Origin of the sequence: Rhizobium centroccidentale (assembly GCF_030182565.1) — a bacterium.
Lineage (GTDB): Bacteria > Pseudomonadota > Alphaproteobacteria > Rhizobiales > Rhizobiaceae > Rhizobium.
The window spans coordinates 29,512-47,835 of sequence record NZ_JAQJCG010000015.1 but is presented as its reverse complement, the minus strand read 5'-3'; the positions used below and the strand labels follow the sequence as shown (position 1 = coordinate 47,835).

At 60.1% G+C, this 18,324-nt stretch carries 14 protein-coding genes; 9 read left to right on the top strand and 5 right to left on the bottom strand.

The window, feature by feature from the left end:
* Positions 1 to 29: 29 nt before the first annotated feature.
* From PH562_RS19675 to PH562_RS19660, 4 genes are all read right to left on the bottom strand, one after another.
* The gene (locus PH562_RS19675; RefSeq protein WP_285174996.1) at positions 30 to 980 is read right to left on the bottom strand and encodes an ABC transporter permease; all 951 of its coding nucleotides are present in this window, start codon (positions 978 to 980) and stop codon (positions 30 to 32) included.
* Positions 977 to 1,921 (bottom strand): ABC transporter permease, encoded by a 945-nt coding sequence (locus PH562_RS19670; RefSeq protein ID WP_285174994.1) that lies wholly within the window; start codon positions 1,919 to 1,921, stop codon positions 977 to 979. Before PH562_RS19670 ends, PH562_RS19675 begins: the two co-directional genes overlap by 4 nt.
* The gene (locus PH562_RS19665; protein WP_285174992.1) at positions 1,918 to 3,408 is read right to left on the bottom strand and encodes a sugar ABC transporter ATP-binding protein; all 1,491 of its coding nucleotides are present in this window, start codon (positions 3,406 to 3,408) and stop codon (positions 1,918 to 1,920) included. Before PH562_RS19665 ends, PH562_RS19670 begins: the two co-directional genes overlap by 4 nt.
* A gap of 81 nt (positions 3,409 to 3,489) precedes the next feature.
* On the bottom strand, positions 3,490 to 4,506 hold the full coding sequence (locus PH562_RS19660) for an ABC transporter substrate-binding protein (protein ID WP_285174990.1): 1,017 nt from the start codon (positions 4,504 to 4,506) through the stop codon (positions 3,490 to 3,492).
* Between the two features lie 297 nt (positions 4,507 to 4,803).
* Here PH562_RS19660 and PH562_RS19655 point away from each other — a divergent pair, with 297 nt between their 5' ends.
* The 3 genes from PH562_RS19655 (at position 4,804) to PH562_RS19645 (ending at position 8,400) form a co-directional block, all read left to right on the top strand.
* Positions 4,804 to 6,042: a GAF domain-containing sensor histidine kinase gene (locus tag PH562_RS19655; protein WP_285175256.1), complete on the top strand. Its 1,239-nt coding sequence runs from the start codon at positions 4,804 to 4,806 to the stop codon at positions 6,040 to 6,042.
* Positions 6,039 to 6,770: a response regulator transcription factor gene (locus PH562_RS19650; RefSeq protein ID WP_285174987.1), complete on the top strand. Its 732-nt coding sequence runs from the start codon at positions 6,039 to 6,041 to the stop codon at positions 6,768 to 6,770. The genes PH562_RS19655 and PH562_RS19650 overlap by 4 nt, the downstream gene beginning before the upstream one ends.
* Before the next feature lie 100 nt (positions 6,771 to 6,870).
* Complete coding sequence (locus PH562_RS19645) at positions 6,871 to 8,400, top strand: UxaA family hydrolase (protein WP_285174986.1); 1,530 nt, start codon at positions 6,871 to 6,873, stop codon at positions 8,398 to 8,400.
* Between the two features lie 12 nt (positions 8,401 to 8,412).
* Here the strand turns inward: PH562_RS19645 and PH562_RS19640 are convergent, their stop codons facing one another.
* The gene (locus PH562_RS19640) at positions 8,413 to 9,408 is read right to left on the bottom strand and encodes a GntR family transcriptional regulator (protein ID WP_285174984.1); all 996 of its coding nucleotides are present in this window, start codon (positions 9,406 to 9,408) and stop codon (positions 8,413 to 8,415) included.
* A 913-nt stretch (positions 9,409 to 10,321) separates the two neighbouring features.
* Between PH562_RS19640 and PH562_RS19635 the strand changes: the two genes are divergently transcribed.
* The 6 genes from PH562_RS19635 to PH562_RS19610 all read left to right on the top strand — a co-directional run bounded on the left by PH562_RS19635 (position 10,322) and on the right by PH562_RS19610 (position 18,289).
* Positions 10,322 to 11,323, top strand: coding sequence for an MsnO8 family LLM class oxidoreductase (locus PH562_RS19635; RefSeq protein ID WP_285174982.1), 1,002 nt, complete (start codon positions 10,322 to 10,324; stop codon positions 11,321 to 11,323).
* A 37-nt stretch (positions 11,324 to 11,360) separates the two neighbouring features.
* Complete coding sequence (locus PH562_RS19630; protein WP_483315364.1) at positions 11,361 to 13,013, top strand: ABC transporter substrate-binding protein; 1,653 nt, start codon at positions 11,361 to 11,363, stop codon at positions 13,011 to 13,013.
* A 46-nt stretch (positions 13,014 to 13,059) separates the two neighbouring features.
* Positions 13,060 to 14,682, top strand: a complete 1,623-nt coding sequence (locus tag PH562_RS19625) for an ABC transporter substrate-binding protein (protein ID WP_285174979.1) — start codon at positions 13,060 to 13,062, stop codon at positions 14,680 to 14,682.
* A gap of 63 nt (positions 14,683 to 14,745) precedes the next feature.
* Entirely contained in the window at positions 14,746 to 15,762 is a 1,017-nt protein-coding gene (locus PH562_RS19620) for an ABC transporter permease (protein ID WP_285174977.1), read from the top strand.
* Positions 15,759 to 16,628: an ABC transporter permease gene (locus tag PH562_RS19615; RefSeq protein WP_285174975.1), complete on the top strand. Its 870-nt coding sequence runs from the start codon at positions 15,759 to 15,761 to the stop codon at positions 16,626 to 16,628. Before PH562_RS19620 ends, PH562_RS19615 begins: the two co-directional genes overlap by 4 nt.
* Entirely contained in the window at positions 16,625 to 18,289 is a 1,665-nt protein-coding gene (locus PH562_RS19610; protein ID WP_285174973.1) for a dipeptide ABC transporter ATP-binding protein, read from the top strand. Before PH562_RS19615 ends, PH562_RS19610 begins: the two co-directional genes overlap by 4 nt.
* The last annotated feature ends 35 nt before the right edge of the window (positions 18,290 to 18,324 follow it).

The following is an 18,324-nucleotide window of genomic DNA, read 5'->3' as shown; positions in this document are numbered from 1 at the left end:
GTTTTCCTAGGGGTCTTTTGGGAGAGAGTTCAGCGCCCGCCTGCGGGGCGCCCGCCGGCAACGAGAATGACGGCAATAATGATCAGGCCGGTCAGAACAAGCCTTGGGCCTGCGCCGAAGCCATAGGTGTTGAGCATCGAGACGACGAGAAACATGAACAGCGAGGCGCCCCAGATGCCCGGCACGTTCGAGTCACCGCCGGCAACGGCCGTGCCGCCGATGATGACGACAGCGATCGACATCAGCAGATATTCCGCGCCCATGTTGAGGGCCGCACCGCCGGAGAAGCTCGCCAGCAGATAGCCGCAGATCGAGGCCAGGATGGCGCAGAGCACATAAGTCGCAAGACGCGTTCCCTCGACGGGAATGCCGGCCATGCGCGCCGCAAACATGCTCTGGCCGATCGCCGAGATCCAGCGGCCATAGATGGTCTTTTCCAGGAGAATCCAGGCAAGCGCCGATAGCAGCAGGGCGACGATGGCGACATTCGGAATGCCGAATATTCCCGATGTCGTGAATTCGGCCAGATATTCGGGCGGCTTGATCCGCAGGCCGCGATTGCTCCAGATGGCGGTCGACTGAATGATGAAACTCATGGAGAGTGTTGCGATGATCGGCGGAATGCGCAGCAGCTTGATCAGGGCATAATTGCCGATCCCGATGCCAAGACCGATGACGACCGACACTAGCAGGCCGGGCACGATCATGCCGTCGTCGACATTCATGAGTTTAAGCGCGATCGTGCCAGCAAGCGTCATCGTCGCCGGCACGGAAAGATCGATATTGCCAGGCCCGAGCGTGATGACGAACATCTGGCCAATGCCGACGATAACAGAGAATGCCGCAAAGGTGAGTGCAGCCTGCGACAGGCCGATGGAACTGGCGCCGCCGGTAAAGAGAACGGTGATGATCCACACCGCGATTGCGGCGACAAAGGACCATATCCAGGGTTTGCGGCTGAGCACGGCAAGCGCGATCATGATTGTTTCTCCCGCTTTTCGACGCGATTGAGCAAGAGCCTGAGGGCGAGCACAATAATCAGGATTGCGCCCTGCGCGCCGATCTGCCAGTCGGGCGATATCCGCAGAAACGACAGGAAGGAGCCCGCCAGGGTCAATGTCAGCGCGCCGATGACGGCACCCACCGGCGAGACGCGGCCGCCGGTAAACTCCCCGCCGCCGAGAATGACGCCAGCGATCGACAGCAATGTGTAACGCAGCGCGATATTCGCATCCGCCGAAGTGGTCAGCCCGACCAGCGCAATGCCTGCCAACACGGCAAAGAAACCCGCCAGCGCATAGGCCGCGGCACGCAGGCTGACGACGGACCAGCCGGCACGCTGCAGCGATCGCTGATTGCCGCCGACGCCGCGGATCAATACCCCGAAGGAGGAGCGCATGACGATCAGATGGGCAAACAGCGCGATGACGATGCTGGCTATGATCGCAATGGGGATTAGCGGCGGCTTCGAAGTCATCAGCCAGCGCGCCCAATGGGGCGCGGTACCGCCCGGTGCCGGCAGCAGCAGGACCGCCAGGCCACCCCAGACGAAGCTCATGCCGAGCGTAACCACGATCGACGGCAGATCCCTGATGTAGATGACGATGCCGATTGCGGCATAGACTGCAATTGCAGCCGCCAGAATGAGGATGCCGATGAGCGGAGCAGATTGCAGATAGGTCGCCGCCACACAGGCCGTGAAGCTGACGAAGGTCCCCATCGAGAGATCGAGATCGTTGACCGACATGATCATCATCTGCGCAACCGTCGCCAAAGCAATCGGCACGGCGAGGTTGAAGAGCAGATTGAGGCCGACATAGCTCATGGCACGCGGCTGCAGATAAAAGACGGCGACGAGCAGCACGGCGAGCGATAGGGCCGGGATAAGCAGGCGGAGGGTAGCAGAAGACGGACGACTCATGCGCCCTCCCCGGCAAAGGAAGCCGCCAGCACATTTTCCTCCGTGATGTCATCTCCAACCAGCTCGGCGACGATGGCGCCGTCGCGAAAGACATAGGCGCGGTCGCAGAGCCGTATCTCGTCCATCTCGGTCGAATACCAGATAAACGTCCGGCCGGACGAAGCCTCGTCGCTCAAGATCCTGTAGACCTCCTGCTTGGTGCCGATGTCGACACCGCGCATCGGATCGTCCATCAGCACGATCGGCGCGGTCGTCGCCAAAGCGCGGGCGAACAGCACCTTCTGCTGATTGCCGCCGGACAGGGACAGAATGCCATTTGCCATCGTCGGAGTCCGGATTTCGATACGGCCTTTCCAGTCTGCACCGAGGCGATCCTCGCGCCCGCGATCAACGACCGACAGACGCGAAAAATCGCCAAGCGAGGCAATGCTGAGGTTTTTCAGGATGCTCCAAAGCGGAAACGTGCCGTTCAGGCTCCGGTCGCCGGCAACAAAAGCGATATTGCCTTGCCTGCCTGGAAACCAGTTGTGCGAAAGCGAGCGATGGAGATCGAGCAGCATGTCGGTCTGGCCATGACCAGCAAGCCCGGCAAGTCCTATCACTTCGCCCTTGCGGGCATTGAAGCCAATGCCCCTGCCCCCTCGCGCCGCCAGCGCCAGTAGAGGAGACGATGCGGCGCCTTCCTCGCCCCTGCGCGAGCGGTCCTGTTCCTTGACGACACTGCCCATTGCCTGGACCAGGCTGTGGACGGTGAAATCTTGAGCGGTGCGATCGGCGACGACGCGGCCGTCCTTCATGACCAGAATTCGGCTTGCGGTCGAAAGGATCTCGCCAAGAATATGCGAGATCAGCATGACTGCGCCGCCCGCCTGCACAAAACTGCGCACATAAGTCATCAATTGCGCGGCAAGGCCTGCATCGAGCGAGGAGGTCGGCTCATCGAGAATGACCAGCTTCGGCGTCTCGCCGACGGCACAAAAGGTGATCGCGATCTCCACCATCTGCCGCTCGGCAATCGAGAGTTCACCAACCGTCCGCATGACGTCGATCCTGTGGCCGGCGAAAATTTCGTCGAGCTTGGCGCGAACGATTGCCGCCGCCTGCCGCCGCCAGTTCCAGCCGGCAAGGCCGCGATGGACCACCCGCATGTTCTCGACGACGGTGAGATTTGGGGCGAGCGACAATTCCTGAAAAACGCAGCGAATCCCGTGGGCGCGCGCCGCATTGACGCCGTGCACGCTGTCGTCTCCCTCATAGGTGACGCTGCCCTCGTGCGGGCTGAGGCCGCCATTGATGACGTTGACGATCGTCGACTTGCCGGCGCCATTGTGGCCGACGAGCCCGATACACTCGCCGGCATGAACGGTCAGATCGGCGCCATCGAGCGCTTTTACCGCGCCGAAATGCACCTTGATGCCACGGGCGGAAACGACGGCCTGCGGGCCGGCATCCTGTCTCTTCAAAGCATTGTCTTTGGCTGCAATCATGAATCGTCCGGTTCGGGCGTTGCATCGGCAGGCGCCGCCTTTTTATCTGCGGCGCTCGTCTCTACGGCTCGTAGATATCGGTTACTTCGCCGCAGCGATGACTTTCTTGGCGTCATCGAGCGTATATTCGACATTCGCGACACCGCCCGCCTGCGTGTTGGCGAGATTGGTTTCGAGATTGTCCTGATCGATGCGCAGGAACGGAACGACCAAGTCCTTCTTCACCTCTTGGCCATCCAGGATCTGCTGGGCGACCCAGAAGGCGAGCGTGGACACACCGGGGGCAATCGAGACGGACATGGTCTCGTAGCCGCTGGCATCCTTCTCCTTCTTCCACCAGGCAAGCTCATCCTGGCGGTTGCCCATGACGATGGTCGGCATTGGACGCTTGGCGGCGGCAAAGGCCTGCGCGGCCCCATAACCATCACCGCCCTGGGTCACGACCGCGGCAATATCGGGAAGGCTGGGGAGAATGCCGGCAACCGCACGCTGGGCGACATCCTGAGCCCAGTCGCCATGAACCGAACCGACGATCTTAAACTGCGGGTATTTGGCGGCAGCCTCGTGGATACCCGCCGAGATCTCGTCATCGACGGAGACGCCGGCAAGCCCGCGGATTTCGAGTACGTTGCCGCCCTTCGGCATTTTCTTGGCGAGATATTCGATCTGGCTTGCGCCCATGCCCTTGAAGTCGACGGCGATACGCCAGGCGCAAGGTTCGGTGACGATGCCGTCGAAGGAGACAACGACGATCTTGGCATCGCAGGCTTCCTTGATGGCGCCGTTCAGCGCCGTCGGCGATGCAGCATCGATGACGATCGCATCATAGCCCTGCAGGATCATGTTCTGGATTTGGGCAGCCTGCTCGGTTGCCTGGTTTTCAGCCGTCGTGAACGGATCAGCGGCGGCAACGACACCCGTCTTGACCGCTTCGCCGGTGACCTTCTGCCAGCTCGTCAACATGGCCTGGCGCCAGGAATTGCCGGCATAATTGTTCGACAAGGCAATTTTCTTGGATGACGTATCGGCAAAGGCATCACCCGGCGCGGCAACGCAAGCGATGACGGCGGACGCCATAAGCATCTTGGCAATATTCATTTTTTCCTCCCAAAGCGCCTGTACTTCATCTTCCAGGCCAAGATTTTCGAACGCGCTCCTCAACGAACGATCGAAAATAATATTTGCACTGAAGGTTGCCCTGTCAGTAGAAACAGGATGTCCGAGATTGTGACGCTTGTACAGGCGCTTAAAGGGCGGGACCTTGCGGGATCCCGCAGAAAAGATGCGCAAATCCGCAAGACGGATCGCTCGGATCGGTGCTTAATGGTGTCGGAAATTTGCATGCTGCGCGGCCGGAGGAGCAGAGGTCCGCGCATTGCCTGGGAGGGCTTGTCCTTGCGCGATCTGGCGCCGCAATCGGTCTTCGACCATTATCTCAACATATCGAGGCTTCTTGCCGGTCAGCTCGACTTTCACTCGGTCATCCAGGCCGTCGCCGCCGAAATCAGCCATGTCATCCCGCATGACCATCTCGACGTCTGCATCATCCTGACGGACGAGCAATTTCATACCGCCTATGAAAGCGGACTGGAAACGGACTGGGGTCGCCGCTTTCCCGCACCCGTGAGCAACAGCCCCATCCGCACGCTTCTCTGGGGCGAGACAGACTACCTCTTAACCGATGATGCCTGGAACGATCCGCAATTCCATTTTCAGGGCGCTTTCTCGCATCCGATCTTTCATCAATCGCTGCATAGCCGTCTGCACGTGCCGCTGAAAGTACAGGGTCATGTCATCGGCGCGCTTTCCTGCTCAAGCCATCAGACCAGCTTCTACACCATGCAGCACGTCGAAAGTGCCCGCGTGATTGCCGATCTGTTAGCACCCCATTTTTTCGCTATCCGCGCGGCCGACCAGGCTAAACGCTCGGCAATCGTGGAAGCCGAGGCCCGCGCCCGCGAAGAGGGGCTTCGTCTCGGCGCTCTGAAGCTGACCGAAGCGCTGGAAGCGGAGCGTCAGCGCATCGGCATGGACCTGCACGACCAAATTCTCGCCGATCTGACCCGCCTCTGCCGGCGGCTGGAACGGCTTGCCCGACAGCCCGATGTCACCGGCGAGGCACTTGAGCCGCTCTTTCGCGGTTTGCAGCACAGCATGCACGATCTTCGCCAGATCATCGAAGAGGCCAAGCCTTCCGTCCTTCAACTGTTCGGCTTCGCGCAGGCGATCGAAAACCATCTCGAACGGTCAATCCAGGAGAGCGGCGCGACTTTGACTTGGACACTGAACGACGAGACTGGCGGCGCGATCGACTGCCTTGAACAATCGGTGTCCATCGCTCTGTTCCGCATCGCGCAGGAGGCTATCAATAACGCCATTCGCCACGCTCAGGCTGAGAGCCTCGCGGTTCATCTGAAAGCGGCCGACGGTGCGGTCACCATCGATGTCGTCGATGACGGTGTCGGCCTTGGAAATACCCGCAGATTATCCGGCGGCGGTATCGAAAACATGCGGACGCGTGCGCGCCTGATTTCAGCGCGCTTTTCGATCAAGGCCGCTGCGGCGTCCAGTGGAACGATTGTCAGTGTCAGCCTGCCTGCCATCGCGCAAACGGCTGGAGGAGCTGCCGCATGAAGGTTCTGATCATCGAGGACGACCCGCTCCATCGCTCCTATCTCAATGAGGCGATCCGCGCTGCACTTCCCGAATGCGACGGCGTGCTGGAGGCGGAAAACGGCAATGCGGGCGAACGGCTGGCGCGGGATTTGAGGTCCTCTCATATTGTCATGGATCTGCAGATGAGCCAGCGCAATGGCATCGAGGCGGCCCGCACGATCTGGAAGGAGCGACCAGAGACGCGCATCCTGTTCTGGTCGAACTATTCGGACGAGGCCTATGTTCGCGGCGTTTCGCGCATCGTGCCTGCCGGCGCCGTCTATGGCTATGTCCTGAAATCGGCCTCGGACGACCGCCTGAAGCTGGCGCTTCGCAGCATCTTCATCGAAAGCCAGTGCGTGATCGACCGCGAAGTGCGTGGCATGCAGCAAAAGAGCCTCGGCAATGTCAACGGGTTCACCGAGGCCGAATATGAGATTCTGATCGATATCGCTCTTGGATTGACCGATCGCGCCATTTCCCAGAGGCGCAATCTCTCGGTCCGCAGCGTCCAGAACCGATTGCAGCAGCTCTATGTGAAACTCGGCGTCTATCAGCCGCTCGGCGGTCAGGATGATGATGGCCGTTTCAATTTGAGAGCGCGCGCGGTTGCCGTGGCCTTCTTAAGAAAACTTCTCAACCATAGCGCGCTCGAACGTGCGGAAGCCGATCTTTCCGCCTGGCTGGCGCGCCAACCCCGCGACTGAAAGCAAGCCCTGCCCGCTCCGTCGATCTTGCTTGACGTCTTCCCTCGAATAATTGTCTATTGCTAGCAATAGACATTAATCCAACCATACGGAACTTCCCATGTCCGCCGTTTCGCCTGTCATCCTGCTCAACTCAATCGACGATGTCGCGGTCGCTCGCGTGATGATCCGCGCCGGCAGCCCGACCGGCATCGACGGCTTGATTGCTGCAGACCAGATCCCGCGTGGCCACAAGGTGGCGGTTCGCGACATCCAGGCCGGCCAGGAGATCCGCAAATTCGGCCAGCCGATCGGCGTCGCGACACAGTTCATCCCCGCCGGCGGCCACGTCCATCTGCAGAACCTGGCGGTGATCGAATCCGATCATCCCTATCAGTTCAGCGTTGATATCGAAGAGACCGGCATGCTGCCGCGCGAGGACTGTCGGACCTTCATGGGCTTCGACCGCGGCGCAGGCGGCGTTGGGACGCGCAATTTCATCGGCATCATCACGACGGTCAATTGCTCGGCAACCGTCTCGAAATATATCGCCGAACATTTCAATCGCACCGGCGGGCTCGAGGGCTTCGACAATGTCGATGGCGTGGTGGCGCTCACTCACGGCGGCGGCTGCGCCATCAACACCCAGTCGGAGGGCTATCGCTACCTGGCCCGTACCCTGCAGGGCTATGCGCGGCATCCGAATTTCGGCGGTATCCTGATGATCGGGCTTGGCTGCGAAACCAATCAGATCGCCCCCATCCTGGAGCATTACAAGCTGGAGGAGGGAAATCGACTGCGCACCATGACGATCCAGGATCTCGGCGGCACCCGCAAGACGATCGCCGCCGCGTCGGAGATGATCAAGGACATGCTGCCGGAGGTCAATTCCGCCACGCGCACCGTCCAGTCGCTTTCCGGCATCAAGCTCGCGCTGGAATGCGGCGGCTCCGATGGCTATTCGGGCATTTCGGCCAATCCGGCGCTCGGCTATGCCTCCGATTTCCTCGTGCGAAATGGCGGCACCTCGGTTCTGGCGGAAACGCCGGAGATCTATGGCGCGGAACATCTGCTGACGCGCAGAGCGGTCACGCCCGCGGTCGCCGAAAAGCTGCTCTCCCGGATCGACTGGTGGCGCGACTATACCCGCCGCAACGGTGCGGAGCTCAACAACAACCCCTCCTACGGCAACAAGCTCGGCGGGTTGACGACCATCCTTGAGAAGTCGCTCGGGGCGGTCGCCAAGGGCGGCTCTATGCCGCTGAAGGCCGTCTACGAATATTCGGAGATTGTCGACGAACCTGGTTTCGTTTTCATGGATACGCCCGGCTATGATCCGGTTGCCGTCACCGGCCAGGTCGCCGGCGGCTGCAATGTGATCTGCTTCACGACGGGCCGAGGCTCCGTCTCCGGCTTCAAGCCGGCACCCTGCGTCAAGATCGCCACCAATACCGAGATGTACAACCATATGCGCGAGGATATGGACATCAACTGTGGCGACATCGTTAGTGGCGACGACACAATCGAGGCGGCGGGCGAACGTATCTTCGAGGAAATCATCGCTGTCGCCTCCGGCAAGAAGACGCTGAGCGAGACCTTCGACTATGGCGACAATGAATTCGTTCCCTGGCAGGTCGGCGCCATCACGTGATGCCGTAGCGCATTAGAGGATGAAACTGTATTCGTCCGGCTGATAGTGCTCGCGGATATAAGCAGCACGCGCCTGCACATTGGGCTGCGAATTGCTGATGTGATCGCGCATGGCTTTGCGAAGTCCCTCCTCGTCCCGCTTTTGCACCATCTTGAAGACACCGATATGCTCCGCAAGAAACGGCTCGTATTCCGGCCTCTTGATGCGGCTGCCGACGATGTGCTTGCTGAGGGTCAGGATGCAATGCGTCCGCTTCAGGATGCTCAGGAACTCCTTGTTCGGGCAAGCCTGCAAGCTGCGCAGATGAAGGTCCAGTTCCAGTTCGTACATGGTCGAGGCCGAGACATCGGGGTAATCCGCGAGCGCCAGTGCCAGCCGTGACAGCATCGCATCGACATGTTCTGCCGAAAGTCCGCCCAAGGCGCTTGCGAGCGCCACCGGCTCGATTTGCTCGCGCACCTCGTAGAGGTCGCGAATGCGCTGGCTATCGAGCGGTACGATCGACCAGCGGAAATTATCGTCCTTCTCCGTAATGCCGAGCGTTTCAAGTTTCAGCAACACATCGCGTGCTACCCCACGCCCGACGCCGAAATGCCGTGCGAGCTCGTTTTCATTGATGCGATAACGGCCGAAGAAGGAGCGATAGACAACGATGCTTTCGACATCTTCATAGAGCGCCTGCCAGGCGAAGACTGGCCTGTCGTCATCCTCAGCGAACAATTTGCCGAGATAGTCCGCAAGTTTGATCCGCTTCGGAAGAGTCCCCGTCTTGCCGACAATAAAACCGCGACCGTCAAACCGTGTGATCAATCCATCCTCGAAGAGGAGCTGCAGCGCCTGGCGTACCGGCGCCCGGCTGCTATCTATCAGGTCCGCAAGGGCAGCCTCGGTCAGCACTGCGCCCTCGGGCACTGCCCCATCGAGAATCTCGGCCTTCAGCCGCCCAAAGAGCTCCTCATAGAGACTGATTTTGCGCGGACTGCCATTCTCTAACCGTGATATGCCCATGTCGTCCCATGTTTCGCGTCCGAGGCTGCAACTTCTACGGAGAGCATCTCACTAACGGAAGCGCAACGATTCCAAAGCGGCTCCGATAACTGATGGAAAAATTCGATTGCCTTACTCACCCTGCTTAGAAGCATTGACGCGAATATCCATAACACGCTTTCGATCCTTCCAGGAAAATCCGATGTCGCTGGTGGGGCCGAAATTCGCTTAACAGCAATTGACGCCCGGCATTTCCCGGATTCCGGCTTCAATCGTTCAGTTGTTCTCGACCCTCTTTGGTCACGACCACCAGATTCCGCACATCCAGAGGCGTCACCGGGATATTTTCACTGAATAAGGGAAGCCAAGCCGATTCCAATCATGCAAATCAGCAGCCCCGCAGAGATGAAAAACAGGACCAAAGGTGTATAATTCGACATCAGGTCCTCCTTTCGAAGTTACTCTGCGTGTCGCCGTGGAAAGCAAATTACCCTTCCTGGGTATTGAAACGGTTCAGGGCATTCCGCTCCTCGCCAGAACCGAACGAAGGCTCGTCGTCTAAATCTACGCGAGCGTGCGCTTTTGGTTCCGATAATCGTCAGGATGTTTAGGCAAATCCATCTCACTCACCTCCGTAGCCGAAGATCCAATGCCCAGTCCTTGCCGACGGACGAAAATTCCCGTGGTCGACATATCAGCCACGGGAATGCCTCCTACCGATAGCTGAAGCCTATCATCGGGAACCCACCGATCGACCCTGCCGTCTCTCGATCATCCAATGCTTCGCTGCCTCAGGACGTATAATTTCAGGAGGATGTCGCACGGCATGATCTTTCATTGTGCAGGCGACGATTAAAACATCATTGCTCGATCTAATAATCTATTAAAAATATAGATTATAGCAATTGATGTTGCCGATGCCACATGAGGACAGATGTCTTACGCCCTGAGTTTTCTCGACAAGAGCCCGATTGACGGCGCCGAACGCGCGTCGCAAGCATTACAGCGCAGCCTGGCGCTTGCCAGACGAGCCGAAGAATTGGGCTATCGGCGCTTCTGGGTTGCCGAGCATCACAACTCCCCCAAACTTGCAAGCTCTTCCCCCGAAGTATTGATCGGCTACCTGCTGGCACATACGAGGCGCATCCGTATAGGCTCCGGCGGCGTGATGCTGCAGCATTACAGCGCCTACAAGGTTGCCGAGAACTTCAACCTGCTGGCGGCGCTAGCGCCGGAACGTGTCGACCTTGGGGTCGGCAAAGCGCCAGGCGGTCTTCCGCTTTCGACTGGTGCTCTTCAGAAAGCATATGATCCCTCGCGCAAGCCATCGTTCGAAGCGCAGCTGGCCGAACTGGATGGTTTCCTGCGCCATGAACAGGACGCCGAACGCAAAGCAGAGGACCTTGCCGCCTTTCCCGCGCCCGACGAGCCGCCCGGCCGCTTCCTGCTCGGCGCGAGCCCGGACAGCGCGAGATTGGCCGCTCGTCTCGGCTGGGGCTTTGTCTATGCGGGTCACATCCATGGTGACGACGAAGCGATCTCGCAGTCGCTGTCGGCCTACCGGCAGGCGGGTGGCAAAACTGCACTGCTCGCCGTCAGCGTCGTAACGGCGCAGACGGCCTCAGTTGCCAACAGCCTCCTAGGCGATACACGCCGGTTCCACCTGCAAATCAAGGATGGACAAAGCGTCAATGTCGGCAGCCACGAGCAGGCGCTCGAATATGTTCGCCAGGCGGGCGCGACGGATTATCGGATCGAGGAGAGAAGCCCACGGGTCATTCGAGGAACGCCGGCCGACGTCCATCTGGAACTGCAGCGCCTGCACAAGGGATTCGGCATCGAAGAATTTGTGATCGACTGCCCGGTTTCCGAAGGTGCGCACCGTCTCAGCACCATCGAATTGCTGGCCGGCACGCGCAAGGCCGCTGCGGCCTGATTGGGAGGCGGTCCAAAATGACATGGGCCAAAATGACATGGGAAAGAATACCGTGGTAACCAGAAGAGATTTTTTGAAGAGTTCAGCGATTGCTGCTCTGTCTCTGTCCACCGGACTGCAAGCGGCCGAAACGCTGGCGGATGACAAGCCGGCGCACGGCGGGTCCCTGATCTGGGGCGTCGAAACGGAACCGACCACGCTCAATCCGCATCTGAACGGCCAGGCCAAGGCGAAACTCATCCTGCGCAATGCCTACGAATGCCTTCTCGCCCGCTCCCCGGATGGCGGCTACGTGCCATGGTTGGCGAAAGACTATGCGGTATCCGAGGACGGCAGGGCCTATACCTTCAACCTCCGCGATGACGTGATCTTCAGCGACGGGGAGAAATTCGACGCTGAAGCCGTCGTAACGAACTTCCTGAAACTGAAAGAGCCGATCTATTCCGGCAGCATCAGTGCCGGTCACGTCTCCCACATTTCCGAGGCGATCGCGCTCGATCCTCACACGGTCGTACTCAAGCTTAACGATGTTTATGCGCCTTTCCTCGATGGCGCGACCAGCATCGAGATCCTCTCGCCGAAATCATTTTCCTCTTCGCAACTAAAGGCAGGCGGGCACGAAATCGCGGGCACCGGCCCTTTCATCCTCGATCGCTATGTCAAAGGTCAGGAAATCCGTTTCATTCGAAACGCGGCCTATAATTGGGCTCCCGGCAATGCGGGTCATCAGGGGCCGGCCTATCTCGATGAAGTGGTCTATCGCTTCCTACCCGAATCCGCGGTCCGCACCGGCGCGCTGACCTCGGGCCAAGTGCATGTCATCGAGGGCATTTCCGGCAATGACGCAGCACTTTTCCGCGACGATTCCGATTTCACCTATCAAAGCGCGCTAAATACCGGCACGCCCTATACGCTTTACCTGAATGTCACCAATACCCCGACGAGCGACGTCAAGATACGCAAGGCCTTTCTTGCGGCGATCGATGTCGAGCGGATCATTCAGTCCGTCTACCGCGGCGAACGCAAGCGCGCATGGGGTGTCCTGACGCCTGCCGACACGGATTTCTACGACAAGGGTATCGAAGGCAGCTACGGCTTCGATACCAATCTCGCCAACAGATTGCTCGACGAGGCCGGCTGGACGAGCAGAGACGGCGATGGCATCCGGACGAAGGACGGCAAACGGCTGACAATCGAGATCGTCCAGTCGCAGGCGACCTTGCGCGATCAGCGCGACGTTCTTCTCGAGGCCGTCCAGGCACAGGCCAGACAGAATGCCGGCATCGATGTCGCCTTGCGCTATGTCGACGCCGGAACCTATACGAACAGGCAGAACGACGGCCAATACGGCATCATTCCGAATTCGACCACGACGCAGGAAAACGGCCTCACCCTCTATTTTCATTATCTGCCTCGCGAGAAGGGTGGATCGATCAATTACAGCCGCAGCGTGGCGCCTGAAATATCCGCCTGGCTTGCCGAGGCAGCCTCCACGCTCGACGCTAGGAAGCGCTTCGGGATCTATTCGGCGCTGCAGCGTTTCGCACTCCGCGAGCAGGCGCTGGGCCTGCCGCTCTATGTTCCCGAAGATCAGATTGCAGCAACGGCTGCCGTCAAGGGAGTGGGTTTCCGTCCCTTCAAGCGCCTTCCCGAAAACGCCTACGACATTTGGCTCGATCAACCAGCCTGAGTCGCGGCTGTTCTTTCAAAGAGAATATTTCAAGGAGATACTCGGAATGCTTATGCGCAGACATTTTCTCGGCCTAACGGCAGCCATGCTGGTGACGGGGGCGCTGCCAAGCCTTGGCATGGCTGGGGACGGCACGCCGATCAGCGGCGGCAAGCTGACATGGGGCGTCGAGACGGAGCCGGCCACGCTCAATCCTCAGCTCAATGGACAGGACAAGACCAAGCTGCTGCTGCGCAACGCCTATGAGTCGCTGCTGGCGCGCACTGCAGATGGTGGCTACGTTCCCTGGCTTGCGACCGAATACAAGATCTCCGACGACGGCAAGACTTACACGTTCAAGCTTCGTGACGATGTGAGCTTCACCGATGGTCAAAAGCTCGATGCGCAGGCCGTCATCACCAATTTCACCAAGCTCAAGGACGCGGCCTATAGCGGCAGCGTGAGCGCCGGCCCGGTCTCGCGTATCGTCGAAGCGAAGGCGCTGGACGACCATACCGTTTCCTTCACCTTGAACCAGGTCTATGCCCCCTTTCTCGATTATGCCGCGAGCCTGGAGATCCTTTCGCCGGCGGCCTTCAATTCAACGCAGCTGAAATCCGGCGGACCGGAGATTGCGGGAACCGGTCCTTTTGTCCTGAAGCGCTATGCCAAGGGACAGGACATTCAGTTCGTCAAGAATCCGGCCTATCATTGGGCACCCAAGACATCAGCTCATAATGGCCCGGCCTATCTCGACGAGGTGACCTATCGCTTCCTGTCCGAGTCCTCCGTCCGCACCGGGGCGCTCACCTCCGGCCAGGTCGACGTGATCGAAGGGATCGCCGGCAACGATGCCAGCCTTTTCAAGGACAATTCGGACTTCAGCTATCAGACGGCCCTCAATACCGGCACGCCCTATTCGCTGTTCCTCAATGTCACCTGGGGACCGACCCAGGATCTCAAGGTGCGCAAGGCCCTTATCTCAGCAATCGATGTCGATGCCGTGCTGAAAGCCGTCTATCGCGGAGAACGCACCCGCGCATGGGGCATCACCTCGCCGATCGATCCGCAATTCTACGACAAGAGCATAGAGGCGACATACAAGCCCGATCCCAAGGCGGCAAATGCGCTTCTGGACGAAGCTGGCTGGACCGCCCGGGACGCCGACGGCTTCAGGACGAAAGACGGCAAACGACTGACCATCGAGGTCATCCAGGCTCAGGCGACGGTGCGCGATCAGCGTGACGTCCTGCTGCAGGCCCTGCAAGCGCAGGCGCGACAGAATGCCGGCATCGATCTCAAGATCGTCTTCGTGGATGCCGGCACTTATACCGATCGGCGCAAGACCGGCCAGTTCGGCTCGATCGCCAATTCCAATACGCCGACGGATGCGATCGACATAGAGTATCACTACCTGCCCCTCGATAAGGGCGGCAGCATCAACTACAGCCGCGCCTTCGCGCCCGAGCTGTCGCAATGGCTGAACGAGGCCGCCTCGACACTGGACCAGAAGAAACGCTTCGATCTCTATTCGAAGCTGCAGCGCTTCGCCATTCTCGACCAGGCCTATGCCCTGCCGCTCTACGAGCCCGAGGACCAGGTGGCGGCTGCAAGCTATGTGAAGGGCATCAGCTTCCGGCCCTTCAAGCAATTGCCGGAGAGCGCCTACGATATCTGGCGCAGCGAGTGAACCGTACCGTCAACACATCCCCGGCAACGCAAATGTTCTGGGACGGTGGAGGAGTGACCGAGCATGACCGCTGACAATACGACGGCTTTCGACCAGAACCCTTCGGCCTGGTTTTCGCGCAGGCGCCGGCTGAAGCGCAACAGCCTGACATCGCAGATCCTCGTGCGGATTGGATCGGCCATCGCGGTCCTATGGGCGGCGGTGACACTGAGCTTCATCAGCATTCATCTGGCGCCCGGCGATATTGTCAGCCTGTTGATCGGCGAGCAATTGCGAACGCCGGAGGTAGAAGCGGCCATCCGCCTTGAATGGGGCTTGGACAAGCCGTTGCTGACGCAATATCTGACCTATCTCCAGCGTATTCTGCATGGCGATTTCGGACGGTCCTATATCCTGCAGACGGATGTTTCCGGCCTCGTTCTATCGCAGATGCTGCCGACATTGAAGCTTACTGCGGCTGCCCTTGTCGTCGCCTTGGTCTTTGCCGTTGCCAGCGCCCTGCTGACAGCCGGCAAGCACCTGCCCCGCAGCATCGCGGGCAGTCTTGAACTGATCCTCATCTCGACGCCGTCCTTCTGGCTCGGCATCCTCTTGCTGTTCGTCTTTTCATTCACGCTGAAGATCTTTCCGGTCGCCGGTGACCGGACGTTTTCGGCGCTGGTCCTGCCGGCCCTATCGCTTGGTCTTTCGCTCGGCGCCGTCATCGGACAGGTGCTTCGCCAAGGGCTCGAACGGGCCTTGGAGGAACCCTTCATGCTGACGGTAAAGAGCTGGGGCGCCAATGACTTCGTGCTGAGGCTGCGTCACGGCTTGCGGCACGCCGCACTTCCCGCCGTGACGCTTGCCGGTTGGCTCGTCGGCAATCTGCTGTCCGGCGCCGTCATCACCGAAGCGGTGTTTGGCAGACCCGGGCTTGGGCGGATTACAGTCGACGCCGTGCTGGCGCATGACCTGCCAGTCGTGCTCGCCGTCGCCATCCTGTCGGCCTTCATCTACGTCATGCTCAGCACGCTGGTCGATGTGCTTTACCTTCTGCTCGACCCCCGCCTGCGCAATCAGAATGCGGAGGCCGGCCATTGAGCGTCTCCTCGTCTCCCGAACAGGAAACCGATCAGCGCCAACAGCGACTTTATTGGCGCGTCGCAAATCCTGGGGTTGCCCTTTCGGCGATTTTCCTGCTGTTAGTGGCGCTCGCCACCATTTGGCCGCAAGTTCTGACCGCTGCCAATCCGATCGCCGCCGATCCCTTGCAGGCGCAACTGCCGCCGTCGACGCAACATTGGTTCGGCACGGATCATCTCGGCAGAGATGTCTTCTCGCGGGTTGTTTACGGCGCGCGTTACTCCATCCTCATCGGCGTCAGCGCCGTAGCCATCGCGGCGATCGCCGGAGCCTTTCTCGGGCTTCTGTCGGGCCTTGCCCGCGGTCTCGTCGACGAGGCCATCTCGCGCTTTCTGGACGTGATTTCATCATTCCCGGACCTGCTTTTGGCTCTCGTGCTGATCTCCTTTACAGGACCCGGCACGATCAACCTCATCTTCGCGCTCGGCCTTGCCTCCGTGCCGCGTTTTGCAAGGGTCGTGCGCGCGCAGACCTTCGTGATCGCCAAAAGCGGTTATGTGGAGCAGGCAAGAACATTCGGGCTGAGACGCAGCGTGTTGGTGGCCCGCCATATCCTGCCGCATGCGCTGGCCCAGGTGCCCATCCTGGCAACGATCGGTCTCGGGACCACGATCATACAGGCCGCAGGCCTCAGTTTTCTCGGCATGGGTCCGCAGCCACCCGCCCCGGAATGGGGAGCAATGCTGGCGGAGGCACGCAATTATCTTCGCGTGGCGTGGTGGATCGGCGTTTGGCCAGGTCTCGCCATTACGCTGACGGTCATCTCCATAAGCGTGCTTGGAAGACGCTGGCAACTTGCATTTGAAGGCAGGAGGCCATCGTGACCCCGGTACTCGACATCCGCAATCTGACGATCGGCTTTCCTCGGGACGGCCGCGACAATAGGGTGGTCCACGGCATCGACCTGAGGATCGACAAGGGCGAAGCCGTCGCGCTTGTCGGAGAATCCGGCTCCGGTAAATCGGTGACGGCGCGCTCGATCATCGGCTTGGCCGGGCCGGATGCTGTTGTCGGCGCCGACCGTTTCGATATCGACGGAAACGATGTTCGCGACTTCGATGAACGGCAATGGCAGCGCCTTCGCGGCGAAAAAATCGGCTTCGTTCTTCAGGATGCCCTCATCTCCCTCGACCCGCTGAGACGGATTTCGCAGCAACTGTCCGACGCCTTCGGCGGGCGCAGTCTCTTTCGCCGCCCCGATCGACGCGAAGACAGCCGCCTGCTGCTGCAGTCGGTCGGCATCCCCGATCCGGATCGGCGGCTGCCGCAATACCCGCATCAGCTTTCGGGCGGCTTGCGCCAGCGCACTCTCATCGCCACGGCAATAGCACGCGGGCCTTCACTGCTGATCGCCGACGAGCCGACGACGGCGCTGGATGCGACGGTTCAAAAGCAGATCCTCGACCTGCTACTCGAACGGCGCAAGGCCGGCCATACGCTTCTCCTGATTAGTCATGATCTTGCCGTCGTCTCGCATCTTGCCGATCGCGTGCTCGTCATGAACAACGGCCGGATTGTCGAAGAGGGTTCAACAGAACAGATACTGAAGACCCCTCGCCATCCCTATACACGGCAATTGCTGGATGCCGTGCCTTCGGCCGCCTCCAAGGGGTTCCGGCTATCGCCGGCGTCCGTCACACAAGCGGAGAGCGAGCAGGTGCAAGCCGCGCCTAGGCCAAATGCATGGCAACGCGTCCCCCTGCCTGCAAAAGCAATCGATCGCCACGACCACATTCTGTCAGCCCGCAATCTCGTCAAACGCTATGGCGGATCGGGCGGCATCTTCGCCGTCAACGACGTCTCCTTCGACCTCGCAGCCGGCGAAGCCCTCGGCATCGTCGGTGAATCCGGTTCCGGCAAGACGACGGTCGCGAAAATCGTTCTCGGCCTGGTCGAACCGGATCACGGATCGGTTCGTCTTGACGGCGGCGGCTGGAGCAATGTCACAGAGGCCGCGCGTCGCTCCAGGCGCTCCAGCATGCAGCTCATCGCGCAGGATGCGCTCAGTTCCTTCGACCCCCGCTATACGGTCGAGAAGATCATCGGCGAAAGCCTCGATAGCGCCGGCATCTTCGGCGCAGCGCGCCGCGAACGCGTACTCGAGGTGCTTGACTCGGTTCGTCTGAGCGAGGCGTTCCTGATGCGCTATCCACGCGAGCTTTCCGGCGGCCAGCGTCAGCGCGTCGCGATCGCACGCGCCTTTGCACCGCGCCCGCGTCTTCTCGTGGCCGACGAGCCGGTCAGTGCGCTCGACGTATCGGTGCAGGCGCAGGTGCTCGATCTCCTGGCCGAACTTCAAGCGGCCTCCGGAACGTCGCTCCTCTTCATCTCCCACGATCTCGGCGTCGTCCATCACCTGACGGACCGTGTTCTCGTAATGAAGGAGGGACGGATCGTCGAAGCGGGCGCGGTGGAGGATGTCTTCACCAGGCCACATCACAGCTACACTCGCACGCTTTTGGAAGCGGTTCCGGCCCTGCCCTGAAAAGCACAATTCCAACACCGGCCGAGGCCGGAATT